Origin of the sequence: Ruminococcus sp. J1101004sp1_RTP21198st1_B9_RTP21198_201120 (assembly GCF_040924245.1) — a bacterium.
In the GTDB taxonomy this organism is placed as follows: domain Bacteria; phylum Bacillota; class Clostridia; order Lachnospirales; family Lachnospiraceae; genus Blautia_A; species Blautia_A faecis.
In genome coordinates, this window is the sequence record NZ_JBCOMI010000035.1 from 20658 (window position 1) to 36132 (window position 15475).

Annotated in this window: 11 protein-coding genes and 1 tRNA gene; 3 read left to right on the forward strand and 9 right to left on the reverse strand. The window is 43.6% G+C overall.

Annotation, left to right across the window (positions count from 1 at the left end):
* Positions 1-28 precede the first annotated feature (28 nt).
* The gene (locus tag AB5618_RS18150) at positions 29-1405 is read left to right on the forward strand and encodes an amidohydrolase family protein (protein WP_148463302.1); all 1377 of its coding nucleotides are present in this window, start codon (positions 29-31) and stop codon (positions 1403-1405) included.
* A gap of 74 nt (positions 1406-1479) precedes the next feature.
* Here AB5618_RS18150 and AB5618_RS18155 read toward each other — a convergent pair whose 3' ends face one another.
* The 6 genes from AB5618_RS18155 to AB5618_RS18180 form a co-directional block, all read right to left on the reverse strand.
* Positions 1480-2487 (reverse strand): GTP-binding protein, encoded by a 1008-nt coding sequence (locus AB5618_RS18155; protein WP_148463301.1) that lies wholly within the window; start codon positions 2485-2487, stop codon positions 1480-1482.
* Positions 2488-2490: 3 nt separating this feature from the next.
* Positions 2491-3804, reverse strand: a complete 1314-nt coding sequence (locus AB5618_RS18160) for a sensor histidine kinase (protein ID WP_173736161.1) — start codon at positions 3802-3804, stop codon at positions 2491-2493.
* A gap of 6 nt (positions 3805-3810) precedes the next feature.
* Positions 3811-5217, reverse strand: coding sequence for an MATE family efflux transporter (locus tag AB5618_RS18165; protein ID WP_148463298.1), 1407 nt, complete (start codon positions 5215-5217; stop codon positions 3811-3813).
* 382 nt (positions 5218-5599) lie between these two features.
* Positions 5600-6211: a type II secretion system protein gene (locus tag AB5618_RS18170; RefSeq protein ID WP_148463297.1), complete on the reverse strand. Its 612-nt coding sequence runs from the start codon at positions 6209-6211 to the stop codon at positions 5600-5602.
* Positions 6212-6240: 29 nt separating this feature from the next.
* The gene (locus AB5618_RS18175) at positions 6241-11196 is read right to left on the reverse strand and encodes a leucine-rich repeat protein (RefSeq protein ID WP_195379325.1); all 4956 of its coding nucleotides are present in this window, start codon (positions 11194-11196) and stop codon (positions 6241-6243) included.
* A gap of 167 nt (positions 11197-11363) precedes the next feature.
* On the reverse strand, positions 11364-12839 hold the full coding sequence (locus AB5618_RS18180) for a nicotinate phosphoribosyltransferase (protein ID WP_148463463.1): 1476 nt from the start codon (positions 12837-12839) through the stop codon (positions 11364-11366).
* Positions 12840-13165: 326 nt separating this feature from the next.
* Between AB5618_RS18180 and AB5618_RS18185 the strand changes: the two genes are divergently transcribed.
* Positions 13166-13237, forward strand: a tRNA-Gln gene (locus AB5618_RS18185).
* 471 nt (positions 13238-13708) lie between these two features.
* On the opposite strand, the gene AB5618_RS18190 is transcribed toward AB5618_RS18185, so the two are convergent.
* The 3 genes from AB5618_RS18190 to AB5618_RS18200 all read right to left on the reverse strand — a co-directional run bounded on the left by AB5618_RS18190 (position 13709) and on the right by AB5618_RS18200 (position 14789).
* Positions 13709-14026 carry a type II toxin-antitoxin system RelE/ParE family toxin gene (locus AB5618_RS18190; protein WP_148463462.1) on the reverse strand — a complete coding sequence of 106 codons (318 nt, stop codon included), beginning with the start codon at positions 14024-14026 and terminating at the stop codon, positions 13709-13711.
* Positions 14027-14028: 2 nt separating this feature from the next.
* The gene (locus AB5618_RS18195; RefSeq protein WP_148463461.1) at positions 14029-14307 is read right to left on the reverse strand and encodes a type II toxin-antitoxin system Phd/YefM family antitoxin; all 279 of its coding nucleotides are present in this window, start codon (positions 14305-14307) and stop codon (positions 14029-14031) included.
* 194 nt (positions 14308-14501) lie between these two features.
* A complete protein-coding gene (locus tag AB5618_RS18200; RefSeq protein ID WP_148463460.1) occupies positions 14502-14789 on the reverse strand; it encodes a hypothetical protein in 288 nt (95 codons plus the stop codon).
* A gap of 200 nt (positions 14790-14989) precedes the next feature.
* Between AB5618_RS18200 and AB5618_RS18205 the strand changes: the two genes are divergently transcribed.
* The gene (locus AB5618_RS18205) at positions 14990-15415 is read left to right on the forward strand and encodes a transposase (protein ID WP_368366954.1); all 426 of its coding nucleotides are present in this window, start codon (positions 14990-14992) and stop codon (positions 15413-15415) included.
* The last annotated feature ends 60 nt before the right edge of the window (positions 15416-15475 follow it).

Consider the following 15475-nt stretch of genomic DNA (forward strand, 5'->3'; position numbering starts at 1 on the left):
TCGCCTCTGGCAGAAAGGATGGTCTGATATGAAAAAAGATTTGTTTGCTTTGAAAGGTACAATTTGTTACAGCAAGAATCAGAAAGAACTTGTTTTTGCAGAAAACTCTTATGCAGTCTGTGAAAACGGGCTCTGTGCCGGTGTTTTTTCCCAGCTTCCAGAGGAATATAAAGATATTCCTGTAAAAGACATGGGTGATCGACTGATCATCCCAGGATTCACCGACCTTCATCTGCATGCTCCCCAGTACGCTTACCGCGGAACCGGCATGGATCTGGAGCTGCTGGACTGGCTGAACACCATCACTTTCCCGCAGGAAGCCAAGTACGCTGACCTGTCCTATGCGAAAAAGGCTTACTCCATTTTCGTGGATGACTTAAAGCACAGCTTCACCACCAGAGCCTGCATTTTCGCCACCTTGCACCGTCCGGCAACGGAGCTTCTCATGGACATGCTGGAGGAAAGCGGTCTGGCAACTATGGTTGGAAAAGTAAATATGGATCGCAACGGAGCACCGGAGCTTCAGGAGAAAAGCGCACAGGCTTCTGCACAGGATACACGCCAGTGGCTGGAAGAGATCAAGGGACGTTACGACCACACCTACCCAATCCTAACCCCACGTTTTACCCCATCCTGTACGGATGAGCTGATGACCGAGCTTGGAAAAATCCAGAGGGAATATCACCTTCCGGTTCAGTCTCATCTGTCTGAAAATTTCGGGGAAATTGCATGGGTAAAGGAGCTTTGCCCGACCAGCAGATTTTATGGAGATGCGTATGACATGTTCGGGCTGTTTGGAACAAAACCCGCATTCAATACTAACGAGGCTGATTTCGCTTCCGCATCCGGCCTTAATACCACTGATAACACAGCAGCTCATATTTCATCTGATGGTGCCAGCGTCTGCCCTACCATCATGGCACACTGCGTCCACTCTACTGACGAAGAGATCCAGATGATCAAGGACCAGGGCGTTTACATCGCCCACTGTCCGGAGTCCAACACAGACATTGCTTCCGGAATCGCACCTGTCCGCCTCTATCTTGATATGGGACTTCATGTAGGACTTGGCACCGATGTTGCTGGAGGTTTTTCTCTCTCCATGTTCCGTGCTATGGCAGATGCCATCCAGGTTTCCAAGCTCCGCTGGCGCCTGATGGATCAGACCCAGGCCCCGGTTACTCTGGAAGAAGCCTTCTATATGGCTACGATCGGTGGTGGCTCCTTCTTCGGAAAAGTCGGCAGCTTCGAAAAAGGCTATGAATTCGACGCCATGATCCTGGACGACAGCAACATCCGTCATCCCCAGGAAATCTCCACCCGTGACAGACTGGAAAGGCTTGTTTATCTGTCCGACGACCGCAATTTGGTTGGGAAATATGTACAGGGACGGAAAGTAATTTAAAAAGCTAAAAAACCTCTGGTCAGGAAATCAATCTTCGACCAGAGGTTTTTCCTTTTGCTCGTTGCTCGCGTAAATTATTCTGTCCCCAGATACTCCCGTATCCGCGCCTCATTCATATTCTCCCCGATCACGATCACTACTTCCTGTCCTGCGGAAATAGGCTTCAGGGAAAATTCTTTGCGGGTGGCGTTTAGTTCCAGCCAGATATTGTCAGTGGATGCTTTCTGAGCGGAGCCCGAATTCATTTTTTCGTTTTCGGTTACCGCGGCAGCACTTTCTTCTAATTTCACAAAGCCCTTAATTCGGAAAACATCCCCACATTCCGGATCATCCAGGATCTGATGCGCCGCTTTCTCCAACTGTGTCTCGGAAATCTTCAGCTCCATAAAATACAATGACTGGAACCCTTCTTTCTCATCAAAACACTGTTTCTCGAAATCTTCCATCACATACCCGCTGTTGAAAATCCGCTGAAAATCCTCATCTGTAAACGTTTCCCAATCCTTATTCAGTATCTCATTTTCCGTAAAACGTCGTTTGCATTTCACACTTTCCAGTGCGCGATTCAGATGTTTCACAGTTCCGCTGATTTCTTCCCCGGATGCCTCCTGACTCTTGCTTAGAACAATACAGCCTGCATCAGCTGCCTCTGAAGCCAGAATATACTCTGCCTGTGGCTGCAGCTTCTCCTCCAGTCTGGCATCCAGAATGGTAATCACATTTCCAATCTGATACCACTTATCCAATGGCTCTTCATAAAGGGCATCGAAAAACTCATCCACATCAAAAATCCCGGAAGGCTCAATGAGAACCCTGTCATATCCGCACATTCCCATTGCGATCAGCTTGGTCTTGAAACGTCTTCTGTGGCAGTCCGCATCACATCCACCTGAAACCATTTCCAGCTCGCAGTTCTCACCTTCCAGGTCATGAAGCAGCATCATATCCACATTCACTGCACCAAAATCATTCTCCAGAATTCCAATATTCTGCCCCTGGCTCATCAGCCATGCAGCATATTTCTTTATGAAAGTCGTTTTTCCCGAACCAAGAAAGCCTGTAATCAAATCAACTTTAACCATTTTTTAATCTTCAACCTCATTTTTCAATATAAAGCTGGCCTGGAACCTGTTGCCGACCGCTTCGAAGCGACTGGCTCCGCCGTGTTTTTCGCAAAGTTTTTTCATGGAAAGAATGCCAATTCCTTCCTGTTTGTTTTGCCGTTTTTTTGAGTAAATTTTCCCATTTTCCTGGAATAATATTCCGTCAAAAGAATTGTCTACCGTAATCAGAAGCATGTCGTGTTTCTTCTCCGTAGCAACTTCAATAAAGCGTTTTCCGTCATACTGACCGGCGGCAGTCACCGCATTATCCAGGGCATTGCCCAGAATCGTACAAAAATCAGTGTCCGGAATAGCAATATCTTTCAGATAGCAGCATACGGAAAACTCGATATTTTTCGCCCTGGCAATACAGCCGTAATGATAAAGGACGCCGTCTGCCGCGGCGTTTCCTGTATATGGAATTGTTACTTTTCCCATCTCTTCCAGTTCCAGATCATCACAATATCCCCGCAAGCCCTCCATATCATTTTTATCAAGAAAACCTTTAATAGCAGCTACCTGATGACGGAAATTATGGCGTGCTTCACGTTCTGCCAGAACCTGCTCCGTGAGCGCATGATAGTAACCTTTCTGCTGATCGATCTGCCGGTTCAGTTCTTTTTCATTTAGAAAATGCTGCTGATCATAAGACACCGCAAAGCAAATCAGCAATGTGGCGACGCCGATCAGACATTTACTCAACATTTGTGGAAAAGTGGTAGTGTAGACATCCACTCCTTCTGAAAAAATACTGGAAAAAAACATGGCAATAGGAATGAACCATAAGGTCTCCCAATAATTTTGGCATTCAATTTCAAGGAATGGTGTTACGGTATAACGGAGCAGGCTGCTAAGCAGCGGATATAGAAGCGCATACACTACAATTGCAATTGCGCTGGTTTCTGCAATTCCAATCGCATTTCCCTGCATTCCCAAAAGTGAACTGACATAAGCTCCGATTGACAGTGCAATCATGACAATATCTGCCACAATTCCAAATACAAACAAATGCACCTTGGTGTATCCAGGGACAAGCCAGATATTTACAGCAGCCATTACAATACAGAAAGCAATAAGATTTATCTTATAAAACGGCACGTCAATTTTCCGGTAATTTCCCACCCACATGCAGATTCCGAAGTCCACAGCCAGACCAATTGCATAGATTACAGTCAGTCTGATCCTGTCTTTATCTGAGATTTTTTCGTGAAACGGAACAATTCGCAGGATCAGAGTGGGGACATGAGCCAGGATACAGAGAAGACTTACAATCGCGATTATAATTGTATTTTCCATATATTTTTACCTCGTTTTAAAGTACTCCATGGGACGGTCCGCCTCTCCGTTTTTCTTCTCCATCCTCTTTAACTCCGGCAATATAGTCAGCAGCATTGTAACGAAACAAAGGCTTCCGCCAATTACATTAGATACCGGCTCTGCCAGGAATACTCCGTGAGTTCCCATTTTAAACACGTAGGGAAGCAGGTATGTCAACGGAACTACAATAAAAACTTTTCTCAAAAGCGAGAAGAAAATGGCCTGTTTTTTCTTATTTAAAGACTTGAAAACAGTCTGTCCAATGTACTGCAGATCCATAAAAATAAAGGCTGCAAAGTAGGTTTTCAGTGCCGGAACTGCATCCTTTATCAAGAGCTTATCGGAGCTGAAAATGGCAATCAGATAATCCGGAACAAAGATAATCACGTTCCACATTACTGCTGTATAAACCAGAACCATTACTGCCAGAGTGACCATTGCCTTGCGGACAAGCTTCGGTCTTTTTGCCCCATAATTATAGCTCAGAATAGGTGATGTTCCTTCATTTATAGCATAAATCGGCGTCTCTACCATCTGACGGACACTGGATACGATAGTCATAACGGATATGTAAACATCCCCTCCGGTGACCCCCAGAACATTGTTGCAGCAGATGGTTACCAGGCTGTTTGTCAGCTGCATAATGAAGCCTGCAGTACCAAGACTGACAATGTTTTTTGCATTCTCTTTGCAGCTTTTCAGCTCTGTTTTTTTCAAAAGCCGAGCTTTCATTTCCGCTCTTTTTTCAAGAAAAAGTAGTACATAAGCAGCTGATAGGAACTGGGAAAGAACAGTCGCAATGGCAGCTCCTTTGATTCCGAAACCAAGCACAAAAATGAATAATGGATCCAGGATCAGATTGGCGACTGCACCAATTGCTACAGAAAGCATGCCAGTTGTCGCGTATCCCTGTGCATTGATAAATGGGTTCATTCCTGTGGCGATCATGGATGGAACCGTTCCGATCAGGTAGATCATCATGTAGGGATATGCATAAACCAAAGCATCCTCAGATGCTCCAAAAAGTACCAGCAGAGGTCTTGCAAAAAGCATACCTGTTATCATCAGAATGATCCCGCTTCCGCACACCATAGTAAAGGAAGTATTCATCACCTCCTGCGCTTTCTGGTTGTCTTTCTTGCCCCTGTTTATGGAAAAAACAGGCGCGCCACCACTGCCGAACAGATTGGCGAAGGCAGTGATAATCACGATTAGCGGGAAACATAAGCCGACTGCGCCAAGCGCCGTAGTTCCCACTTCAGGGATTCTGGCGATATAGATTCTGTCTACAATATTATATAAAAGACTGAGTATCTGCGCCACCAGCATGGGGATTGCAGCGCTGAAAATGTTTCTGGTTACCGTGCCATTTTCAAAATCAATTCGTTTCATTTTGTTTCACAACTTTCTTTTTAATTCATATTTTTATAATACTCTTGTTCTGTCAGTACAAATTGTTCCATTTCTTATGGAAATCTGGTAATCTTCGACATTCAGACAGTCCCCATTTTAGAAGGTTGTTTTTATGCAGAATGGGTTACTGCTGCGTAGGGCATCCTGGCCGGAAAGTGTCTTCTAACTCCAGTTTTCCGGTGCCTTTAAGTGTAAAAACTCCTGTCTCATGATATAATTTCTCCTGAAATTGTTTGAACTTTATAGGTTTATTTTGCACATTACGTGGAAAAATGTCAAGAGAAAAGGGACTATAACAGATGAATGTCACTTCATACGCAGCACGCATCTATTACAGTCCCTTATATATTCTCTTGTTACATTAATTTGATCCGCCTATTGCTTTTTCGATGTTTGAAGATCCAGCTTCTACAACTTCCATACCCGATTTATCCCCTTTAAAGCCACTATAAATACGTGAGTAAAACTGCTCCTTTGCAAACCCGACTTCTATAACAATCCAATCCCAGCCTTTCTCCTTATCGTTTCTGCTTTTAATTTTCAGAGTATCACAATTTAAACCGGCCTCCTTTAATACGGCTTCAACACCAGTATTATACGACTTCCAATTATTGCTTTTTACACCGTTTACTGTAACTCCGGAATTTGCTCCACAATAGATACTTTTTTCATTTAACATATCTGAAGTATATGCGTCTGGCAGTTCACTTGTGCTACGACATATCACAACCCAGACACCACAGCCTGAATTTTCTTGTCCTACAGCTTTCTTTGGAATATCCATTCGTCCTTCATTATATGCATTCGTCAATGCCGACTTAATAATTCGCGCATTTTGCATATCCACTGCCCTGCGTGCTTTTTCCAGCTGTCCATTAAAAATCGGGATTGAAACAGCAACCAATACCGCAATAATTGCAACTACAATCAATAGTTCCGCTAGTGTAAAACCGTTTTTGCTTCGGTATTTCATACAAGACCTCCCCATAACGCAAACAAATATTACATCTTCTTTATTACAATCTTTTTGCTTATGCCTCGTTTTACAAAAACCGTTTTGTAGCTCTTTGCCTTTTTCCTGGGGACGTAGATTTTCATCCTGGATGGAGTGCCTTTGAAGGCATTGGAGCCTACGTATTTGGCTTTCAGGCGGGAGGTGTAGATTCTCATTTCGTTTAACTTCTTGCAGCCATAAAAGCTTTGTTTTCCGATCGCTTTTACTGAGCCGCCGATTTGTACGTAAGAGAGTTTCGTGCACTTATAAAAGGCATAGCTCTTAATCTGGATTACATTGTTTCCTATAATAGCCTTTTTCAGGTATTTATTGCTCTTGAATGCTTTGGAGGCTATTGAGGTTACTTTGTAATTCGCGCCCTTCAGGTTTACGCTGTCTGGAATTGTGACAGTGCTTACCTTTTTCTTTATCGGTTTTATATATTCTACCGTGTCTGTGGCGGTAACTTTATAATATCCGTTTGTCGCTGGATGTTTCACTGTTGTGCCCACTTTATATCCAGTCGGCGCAGGTGTGTTTGTCGGCGTTGCTGTTGGCACCGGCGTGTTTGTCGGCACTGGCGTGTTCGTCGGCACTGGCGTTGCCGTTGGTACTGGCGTGTTTGTCGGCACTGGCGTGTTCGTCGGTACTGGCGTGTTTGTCGGCGTTGCCGTTGGTATTGGTGTGTTCGTCGGTACTTGCGTATTCGTCGGCACTGGCGTGTTTGTCGGTACTGGCGTGTTCGTCGGTACTGGCGTGTTCGTCGGCACTGGCGTGTTTGTCGGCGTTGCCGTTGGTATTGGTGTGTTCGTCGGTACTGGCGTATTCGTCGGCACTGGCGTTGCCGTTGGCACTGGCGTGTTCGTCGGTACTGGCGTGTTTGTCGGCGTTGCCGTTGGTATTGGTGTGTTCGTCGGTACTGGCGTGTTTGTCGGCACTGGCGTGTTTGTCGGCGTTGCCGTTGGTATTGGTGTGTTCGTCGGTACTGGCGTATTCGTCGGCACTGGCGTATTCGTCGGCACTGGCGTGTTCGTCGGCGTTGCCGTTGGTACCGGTGTGTTTGTCGGTACTGGCGTATTCGTCGGCGTTGCCGTTGGCACCGGCGTATTCGTCGGTAAAACAACCAACTTCGGAATTTCCTCTTCGCGTTTGCTCTGGCACACAGTACAGGTATATGTCTTAATTCCTGTACTCGAAATGGTAGCCTCTTTCGTTATAACTCCGGCATCCCAGGTATGCGTATGCTCAGTTTCCCCGGAACCACCCTGCGTTTCATCGTAAAAAACAACTGTAACCGTATATGTTATCTTCGTTACGCCATCTGGCGCTGTCAGAACATACTGTACCGAATTTGTAAAATCATGAGATCTGCCACTGGTAAACTCATCTGCCACCGCTGTTCCTGTACCAGAACCATAATCAATATTCGGTGCCAGCCTGGTAACATTAGTTCCTTTTGGCAACCGCAGCGTAATCTTACGGTTCTCATTATCAATTTCCCCAACAACATCCTCTTTTAACTGGGAATTAAACGCCTTGTTAAGTACAAAACTATAAAATCTTGCCTCATTAGAAGCCGTAACTATAATTTTTATTGTAACTGGCAAAATTGTCTTTGTTCCTGTATCCACAATTTTATACTGTGACTCATAAATTCCCACTGGTGCAGTGACAGTCCCGGAAAAAGTAAAATATTTACTTCCATAAGAGCCTCCGCCAGGAACCGCAAAGACAGTTAAACCAGCCGGTAAATTCTCAGAAACAACCTGAGTTTCATACTTACCACTTCCACCTGTAACAAAGCCTGAATATATCCACTGCTCTTTTCCAGTTCCTGTAACCGCGTACAGCTCAGTATCTGTAATCGCCAATGGTTCTGTTACGCTCATTATTCCAAGCACAGCGATCACGGCACCATATTCTCCCGGCAGCTTATCAGACGCATAAGCAATAAGATCTTTTCCATTATCTGATGACTCTATTATTCTGCCATTATCAACAATTGCCGATGAACCGCTTCCACTTCCAAGCGCCAAATGTATTCCATAAGTATTCAGATCAGCCCCTGTAATAACCGGCGATACTTTTCCATTGCTATATGTAATCTGAAGCTTCACTCCAGTCAGATTGAGTTTATCTCCAGCTACATAATTCAGTTTATCAGGAGCTGCAAGCATAGTCAAAGCTGCTGGTGCATTCGCTGCAACCGTAATCGCCCACGGTATTTTTGCTCCGAAGTAATCAAAAGTAACCTGAGTATCCGAGGTTTTCAGTGGGCCTGTTTTGTCATAGGTAAATCCACTGTAAATATAAGCTGCACGGCCACCAATCGTTGCATACATACTGGCTCTGGATGGATTGAATACATCTCCTTCCACATAAGATTTCTTCGGCTGTCCTGATATTACAATACTGCTGATATCACTGGTTTTCGGCGCGACAACTTCCATTGAATAGACAACCTGTTTTCCCTTATATTCTACATAAACATGAGTAGTTCCTTCAGCAGAACTGTCAAATCCGCTTATCATATCGGCTTTAATCTCAGAATAAGTTGTACCATTTATCAAAAGCCTGCCCCAATACCACGGTTTTTCTCCCACGTAACAGGAAGTCCAGTTGTTTTTTACCTCCAATGAAGTAATCTCCGGATTCTCCACCCGCTCTGGCAAACCATCCTCTGAAATCTTCCAGTCAGTTCCAAACTCCCAACCCACGTAAGATTTGGAATCTTTCATCTGTGCCTCTGTGAGAAGTCCACCTGATCCAATGGAAGCAGCAGTTCCGCCGACAAGATTCCCCTCTCCACTCTTTCCATAACAGTTCATCACATGTCCGCTTAAACCGTAAGAAGAGCTGAGTACATTATCAGCAGCAGTTCCGCACATCTGTCCTACACAGTTGTTTGTCGCAGTTACTGTGATTTTTCCTGCATGAAGGCATTCTTTGAGCACACCGCCCATGCCCCCAAACTTCTGGATTTCTCCCGTAATTCCGCCCACATAGACCGGATATTCGTTTCCGTTTGTCTGGGTAACACGAATCGTACCGGTGCTGACACACTTGCTTATAGTACCAATGTTCAGACCTGCAATTCCACCTACCCAGCTTTTCATAGGAGCCATTATCAAATTAACATTCAGCTTTGATGTGCAGCCAAAAATAATTCCGGCAAGTGCATTTTCACCTGCAATTCCGCCAAATTCCGGATATACAACAGCTCCGTTTCCGCCCATATATCCGCTAATCATTCCTGTCACCATACAGTCTTCAATATTTCCTTCATTGTACTGTGTGATGACGCCCTGCACGTTCTGCATATCATCATCAAAATCTGCAACTACGCGCAGATTCCTAATTTTTCCCTGATTCATGGCTATCAGAGGCTTCTTCAATCCATAGATCGTATGTCCGTTTCCGTCCAGCGTTCCACCAAAATAAGAGATGGTAAAATTAATTCTTCCCTGTGTCTGGATATCTGAGGTCAGCTGATAATATGCGCCCTGATTTTCCTCGATCAAATTCAGATCATCCAGAGAATCAATCTGATAAGGACTGCTGCTTGTACCATTTCCGCCAGCTGGTTTCACAAATGAAGTCCGGCTTCCTATTACACGATAAACAATTCCGCTTTCCCCATCAGATGGGACTGTAAATTTTCCATCCTTCAGTTTCACAAGGATCGCGGAAGCTGCCGGAATGGAATATTTTGAGCCACTGTCTCCGGAAAATACCGGAAATGCAGATGCCTTTTTTGCCGCTATCCGATCGCCTGGAAAACTGTATATACCAGAAGCTTCTCCTGCTGCCACAGCTGTATAAAAATCTGAAAGAAGTGTTTTAAACGGAATTCCTGTTACCTTCTCCAGATAAGCTTCACAGGTAAGGGAGGAAGCATCTACTGTATAAAATCTCGGCAATACAGCCATAGGCTCATAGCTTCCTGCCATACGGTCAATTACGTATCTGACAAACAGGTATGGCATTCCATAGTCCTGGGCAATATCATCGCGATAACTCTTATACATCAAGGAAGAGCCGTTACGAATAGCGGTACTTCCTGCAATTCCGTTCATCCAGCCATTTGTGTCCGTACCGCCCCACAGATAATCCATGACCGTTACTGCAAGACCTTCGTTTATCCACATATATTTCTCGGAGGCATTGAATTTTGTTTTCAACCAGAATACTGCGTGCTGTCCCTCGTGAACCAGCAGACCGTTTCTTCTGGTCATTTCACCGGAGACATAGGATGCTGCCACCGGAGTGTTGATATGGATTGCTGTAATTCCCTCATCATACTGAAACTGACCACTTGCGCCGCTTAAGGTTTCCAGCACAATAGAGAGCTTGCCGGATCCATCTTCCCAGGGAAGATCGCCTCCTGCCAGTGTTTTCAGGATTTGATAGGGCTGTCTGTCATAAATACTCGCCATGTCTGATGCTATGAGAGATGTTTTTCCAGCGGCATCATAATCCGCTTTCATATTTTTGTCCATCCAGATATAACAATGTTCACCAATCCCAATGCATATATAGGTCTTGCCGCTGCCATTGCTTCTGTAAATATATTTTTCTTCTCCTATTGCATAAGTGGTAGTCGCTGCCTGGACGGATATACCATCGTCAGTCTCATCTGCTGATGTAATGGACGAAATAGCGCTTTTTTCATTCAGCGCAGTGACTGAGCGGGTGCTCCCTGCATTCAGCCCGGCCAGGCTTTGAGCTGCGGGAAGCTCACTTCCACTTGAAACTGACGCAGTACTTCCACTGTCATCAAAGATCAGTGTGCCTGTACTCCTCGAATCAGATGTATCCGTATTAATAATCACTGCATACTCCCCAGTAAGTGTTTCCCCGGCCTTTCCCTCTGTCACTGCAGCAAAAACATTTACAACGTCCAGTATTCCCAGAAGCAGAAGACAGATTCCCACACACAGACCAATGGATTTTCTTTTTTTCATACACTCCTCCTGTAAAAAATTTCCTTTCCTACAGTTTACCATTTTTACAGTTTGTACACTATGTTTTTTTCTGCACTTTTCTGATTAATTTCAACAAAAAATGAGGCGAATGTATCGTTTCCGCTGATACATTGCCCCATTTAGACTTACTTTATTTTCTTATTAAATTACTCTTCCTCAAACTCCAGATCCTTACGGCTCATCTCCTCGATCAGCTCTCTCTTCACCTCAAAAAGCTTCGGAGAAAGATCCACATAAACCTTCTGTGGGTTGGAGAATCGTCTGGACTCGTCCCAGAGAGTGCTCTGTTCCTTCTGGCAGATTGCGCGAAGTTCCATTACTGACGGAGACGTATAAACGCGTTTTCCCTCCTTAATAACCGGAACCAGAAGCTCACGCACCTCGTAAGTGCCGCCCAGAATCTTAGTTTTTTTCCAGGTGTCAACCGGGTCAAATACTACCATAGTTTCATCTGGGTTCAGTTTCTCGTCAGCAAGACAGATCAAATCAGCTTTAATCTTGCCTGTGGACTTGCTGTAAATACGATATACTGTCTTATTTCCAGGGTTTGTTACCTTAGCTGTATTCTCCGAAAGCTTGATCTTCGGAACAAATTCACCTGTCTCAGGATTTTTCACTGCTGCCAGCTTGTATACACCGCCAAAGGCCGGGTTATCATTGGCTGTAATAAGTCTTGTTCCAACGCCCCAGGAATTAATCTTGGCATCCTGTGCTTTCAGGCTCTCGATGAGATACTCATCAAGGTCACTGGAAGCGGAAATGGTAGCGTCATCAAATCCGGCTGCAGCCAGCATCTTATATGCTTCCTTGGAAAGATAAGCAAGGTCACCGCTATCGATACGGATACCATATTTTTTCAGCTCAATGCCTTCCTCCCGCATTTCCTCAAATACACGGATTGCATTGGGAACACCAGATTTCAGCACGTCGTAAGTGTCTACCAGAAGGATACATGCATCTGGGTACATTCTTGCGTATGTCTTGAATGCAGTGTATTCATCCGGGAAGCTCATGATCCAGGAATGTGCATGGGTTCCAAGCACTGGCACGTCAAACATCTGACCAGTAAGCACACAGGATGTTCCGACACAACCACCGATCACAGCCGCACGGGCTCCAAAAATACCAGCATCCGGTCCCTGGGCACGGCGAAGACCGAACTCCATGATTCCGTCACCTTTCGCCGCATAGCAGACACGTGCTGCCTTAGTAGCGATCAGGCTCTGATGGTTCATAATGTTCAAAATCGCAGTTTCCACAAGCTGAGCTTCCATAATCGGTGCTACCACTTTCACCATTGGCTCTCTTGGGAAAATAACAGTGCCTTCCGGGATGGCATAAATGTCTCCGGTAAAATGGAAAGAGCGAAGATATTCCAGAAAATCTTCCTCAAAAATAGAAAGACCGCGAAGATATTCAATGTCTGCGTCTGTAAATCTCAGATTCTCAATATATTCAATTACCTGCTCCAGTCCTGCACAGATAGCAAAACCGCCTCCGCATGGGTTATCACGGTAAAACATGTCGAATACGACAGTCTGGTCAGTTGGGTTCTTAAAATACCCCTGCATCATGGTAAGTTCATAGAGATCCGTGAGCAGAGTCAGGTTATTTGCTCTCATGTTTATTCTCCTTATTAATGAGGCCAGTCTGAGACTCAATTACCTGAATAATTTTAAACAGGCTCCAGACAGGCTGTTTAATTATAAAAATTTTATACGGCAGCCACCTATGCGATTCCGTATATTTTGCTTGATTATAACACATTCATCCCGAAATGCACAGGGAAAAGGCACTTGAAATCTTAATTTTTTCCAGTAAAATCAAGGCTTTGCACGAATTGAATAAATTTTTTTAAAAAATTTGAAAAAAGGGGGTTGACTTTTATATGGGTGTTGATATATAATACAACATGTCGCAAGCGAGAAAACAACTTGCTAAAGCGCATAGGGCTATCGCCAAATGGTAAGGCAACGGACTCTGACTCCGTCATTTCAAGGTTCGAATCCTTGTAGCCCTGCTAAGTGGAGCACCTCGGATGAGGTGCTTTTTTCGTATTATGAAATTTCCGGAAGCCGCGTATTTACTGGCTTTGCGGGACTTTTAAAATTTTTTCTGAAACGCTTTTTCGTGGCTCTGAAAGGCGATTTTTTCCTTATTTGGCTTACTGATTTTTACTACATTTTCGGTGGTTTTCAGATGTGATAGGTCAATTTGGGATCGATTATAGGTCAATTTAAAATGACGTTGCTGCCAAAAGGTGCTGAAAACAGGAAAAATGAAGAAAATCGGCTAAAAATCGACAAAATTCTACTTTTTCTACCTTTTGCACAAAAAATTATGTTTACTTTTGTGATATTTTCGCCTCATAATCAAGACAGTTTCCACGCTTCAAGTGCACAAATCCATTTTAGTACTCCCACCGCTTATTCTTCTGTCCGAAAGCGAACCTTAATTGACTTACTTGGTCAGTTATATTTCGGCGTTTGCCTCACAGCCCTCGGATAATGTTCAAATAATCCTGTCTCTGGTCTACGACAGCATATATAATAACTTCCTTTCGGGCTTCATTAACTTTATAAAATACAAGGTCTTTTTCAAGAATCAATACCTTATAGCCCTGACGCTTTAATACCAGGTATCTTGGATGAATTCCAAGATCTGGATTTTCTCTCAGCTGTCGTATACGATCTTCTATTTCGTCTAACTTTTTCAATGCCACATCATTGCCGAAATTTTGTGCAATATATAATACAATCTTTCGCAGACCAGCATCTGCGGTATCAGTACGAACAACATTGTATTTCAAACTCAGCCCTCCTGCAGCATAGCACGTAAATCATCAAAGGTTTCACTGATCGGCGCAACACGACCATTCTTTACATCGTCTTCAGCTTCAGCAAGGACTTCAAGCAATCCGATTCTTGATTTCATATTCTTATACTCTTCATAGGACAAAGACACCGTATCGCCTCTTCCATTTACAGTTATGATAACAGCTTCTTTTCCCTCACGGCACTGCTTTGAGATTTCATTATAATGATTTCTTAAATCCGCTGATGGTCTGATAGTTTCCTGCATAGCAAACATAATACGCACCTCCTGTTGTTATATATGAAAATTATATCATTTAATGTCTATACTTTCAACTTCTTAGTCAATTCCATTCATAAATTTTAGAATTCTTCATTTGTTCTAGCACCCCAAAAGGGGATGTCGATTAATACCTCATTTCGACATCCCCAGTAGTAATTGAACATAACTTCTCTTGATCTGTAATTAACTTAACTAATCGTATAGCCTTTCACATTCCTTAACAAGCAATTGTCTAGTTCCTCCTCGAACTCTTTGTCTGCCTTACTATTTTTCCTCTTTTCCAATATATCTATTATCTCTTTAACTTCAATTTTATCTCCATTTTTAAGATGCACTTCTGCCTCTTCTTCCAATCCTGAAATATCAATACATTCTATTTCGTAATACTCCCCATTATACACAGCCTGAAAATTTGCCTCTTCTGTGTCATCTTCTATTAGATCACCTATTCCTTGTTCATCCAAATCTCTTTGCAAATCCGCAGTCTCTTTATTATCTTTGTACCATTCCGCAGCTTCCCTTGTTTCAAATGGATTGTTTCGTTCCTTTGATGGAGCACTTCAAACAAACTTATGGATTCTATCCCAAATATCCTGTGGCAGATGCTGGATATGGCTCATACAACAATTATATTTTCTGTGAACAGAACGGAATTGAAAAGTACATGAAATTTCCAATGTTTAAAAAGGAAACTAAAGATGAGAAATATCATGAAGATCCATTTCGTGCAGTTAACTTCAGAATTGATGAGCAAGGTGTCATGAGATGTCCTAACGATAAAGCATTCCATTTTTTATACAGAAAAAATGTGAGGGGAAATCAATACGGACGTAAGGAAGAATTGTATGAATGCGAAGACTGTAGTGGATGTCCATATGCAGAGAAATGTAAGAAGACAGATAAGAATCGAACCGTTCGGATCAATCAGGAATTAACTTCCATGCATCAGGAAGTAATCGAAAACCTAGAAAGTATCCACGGTGCATTATTACGAATGAACCGTTCGATACAAGCAGAAGGCACTTTCGGAATTATGAAAAACGACCGTTGGTACAAAAGAATTGTCCGAAGAGGTATTCATTCAGTCAGTCGAGTAGACTAAGACCTCTCAATCTTAGCCCCTCACAGATCCGTACGTGCGGCTTTCCCGCATACGGCTCCT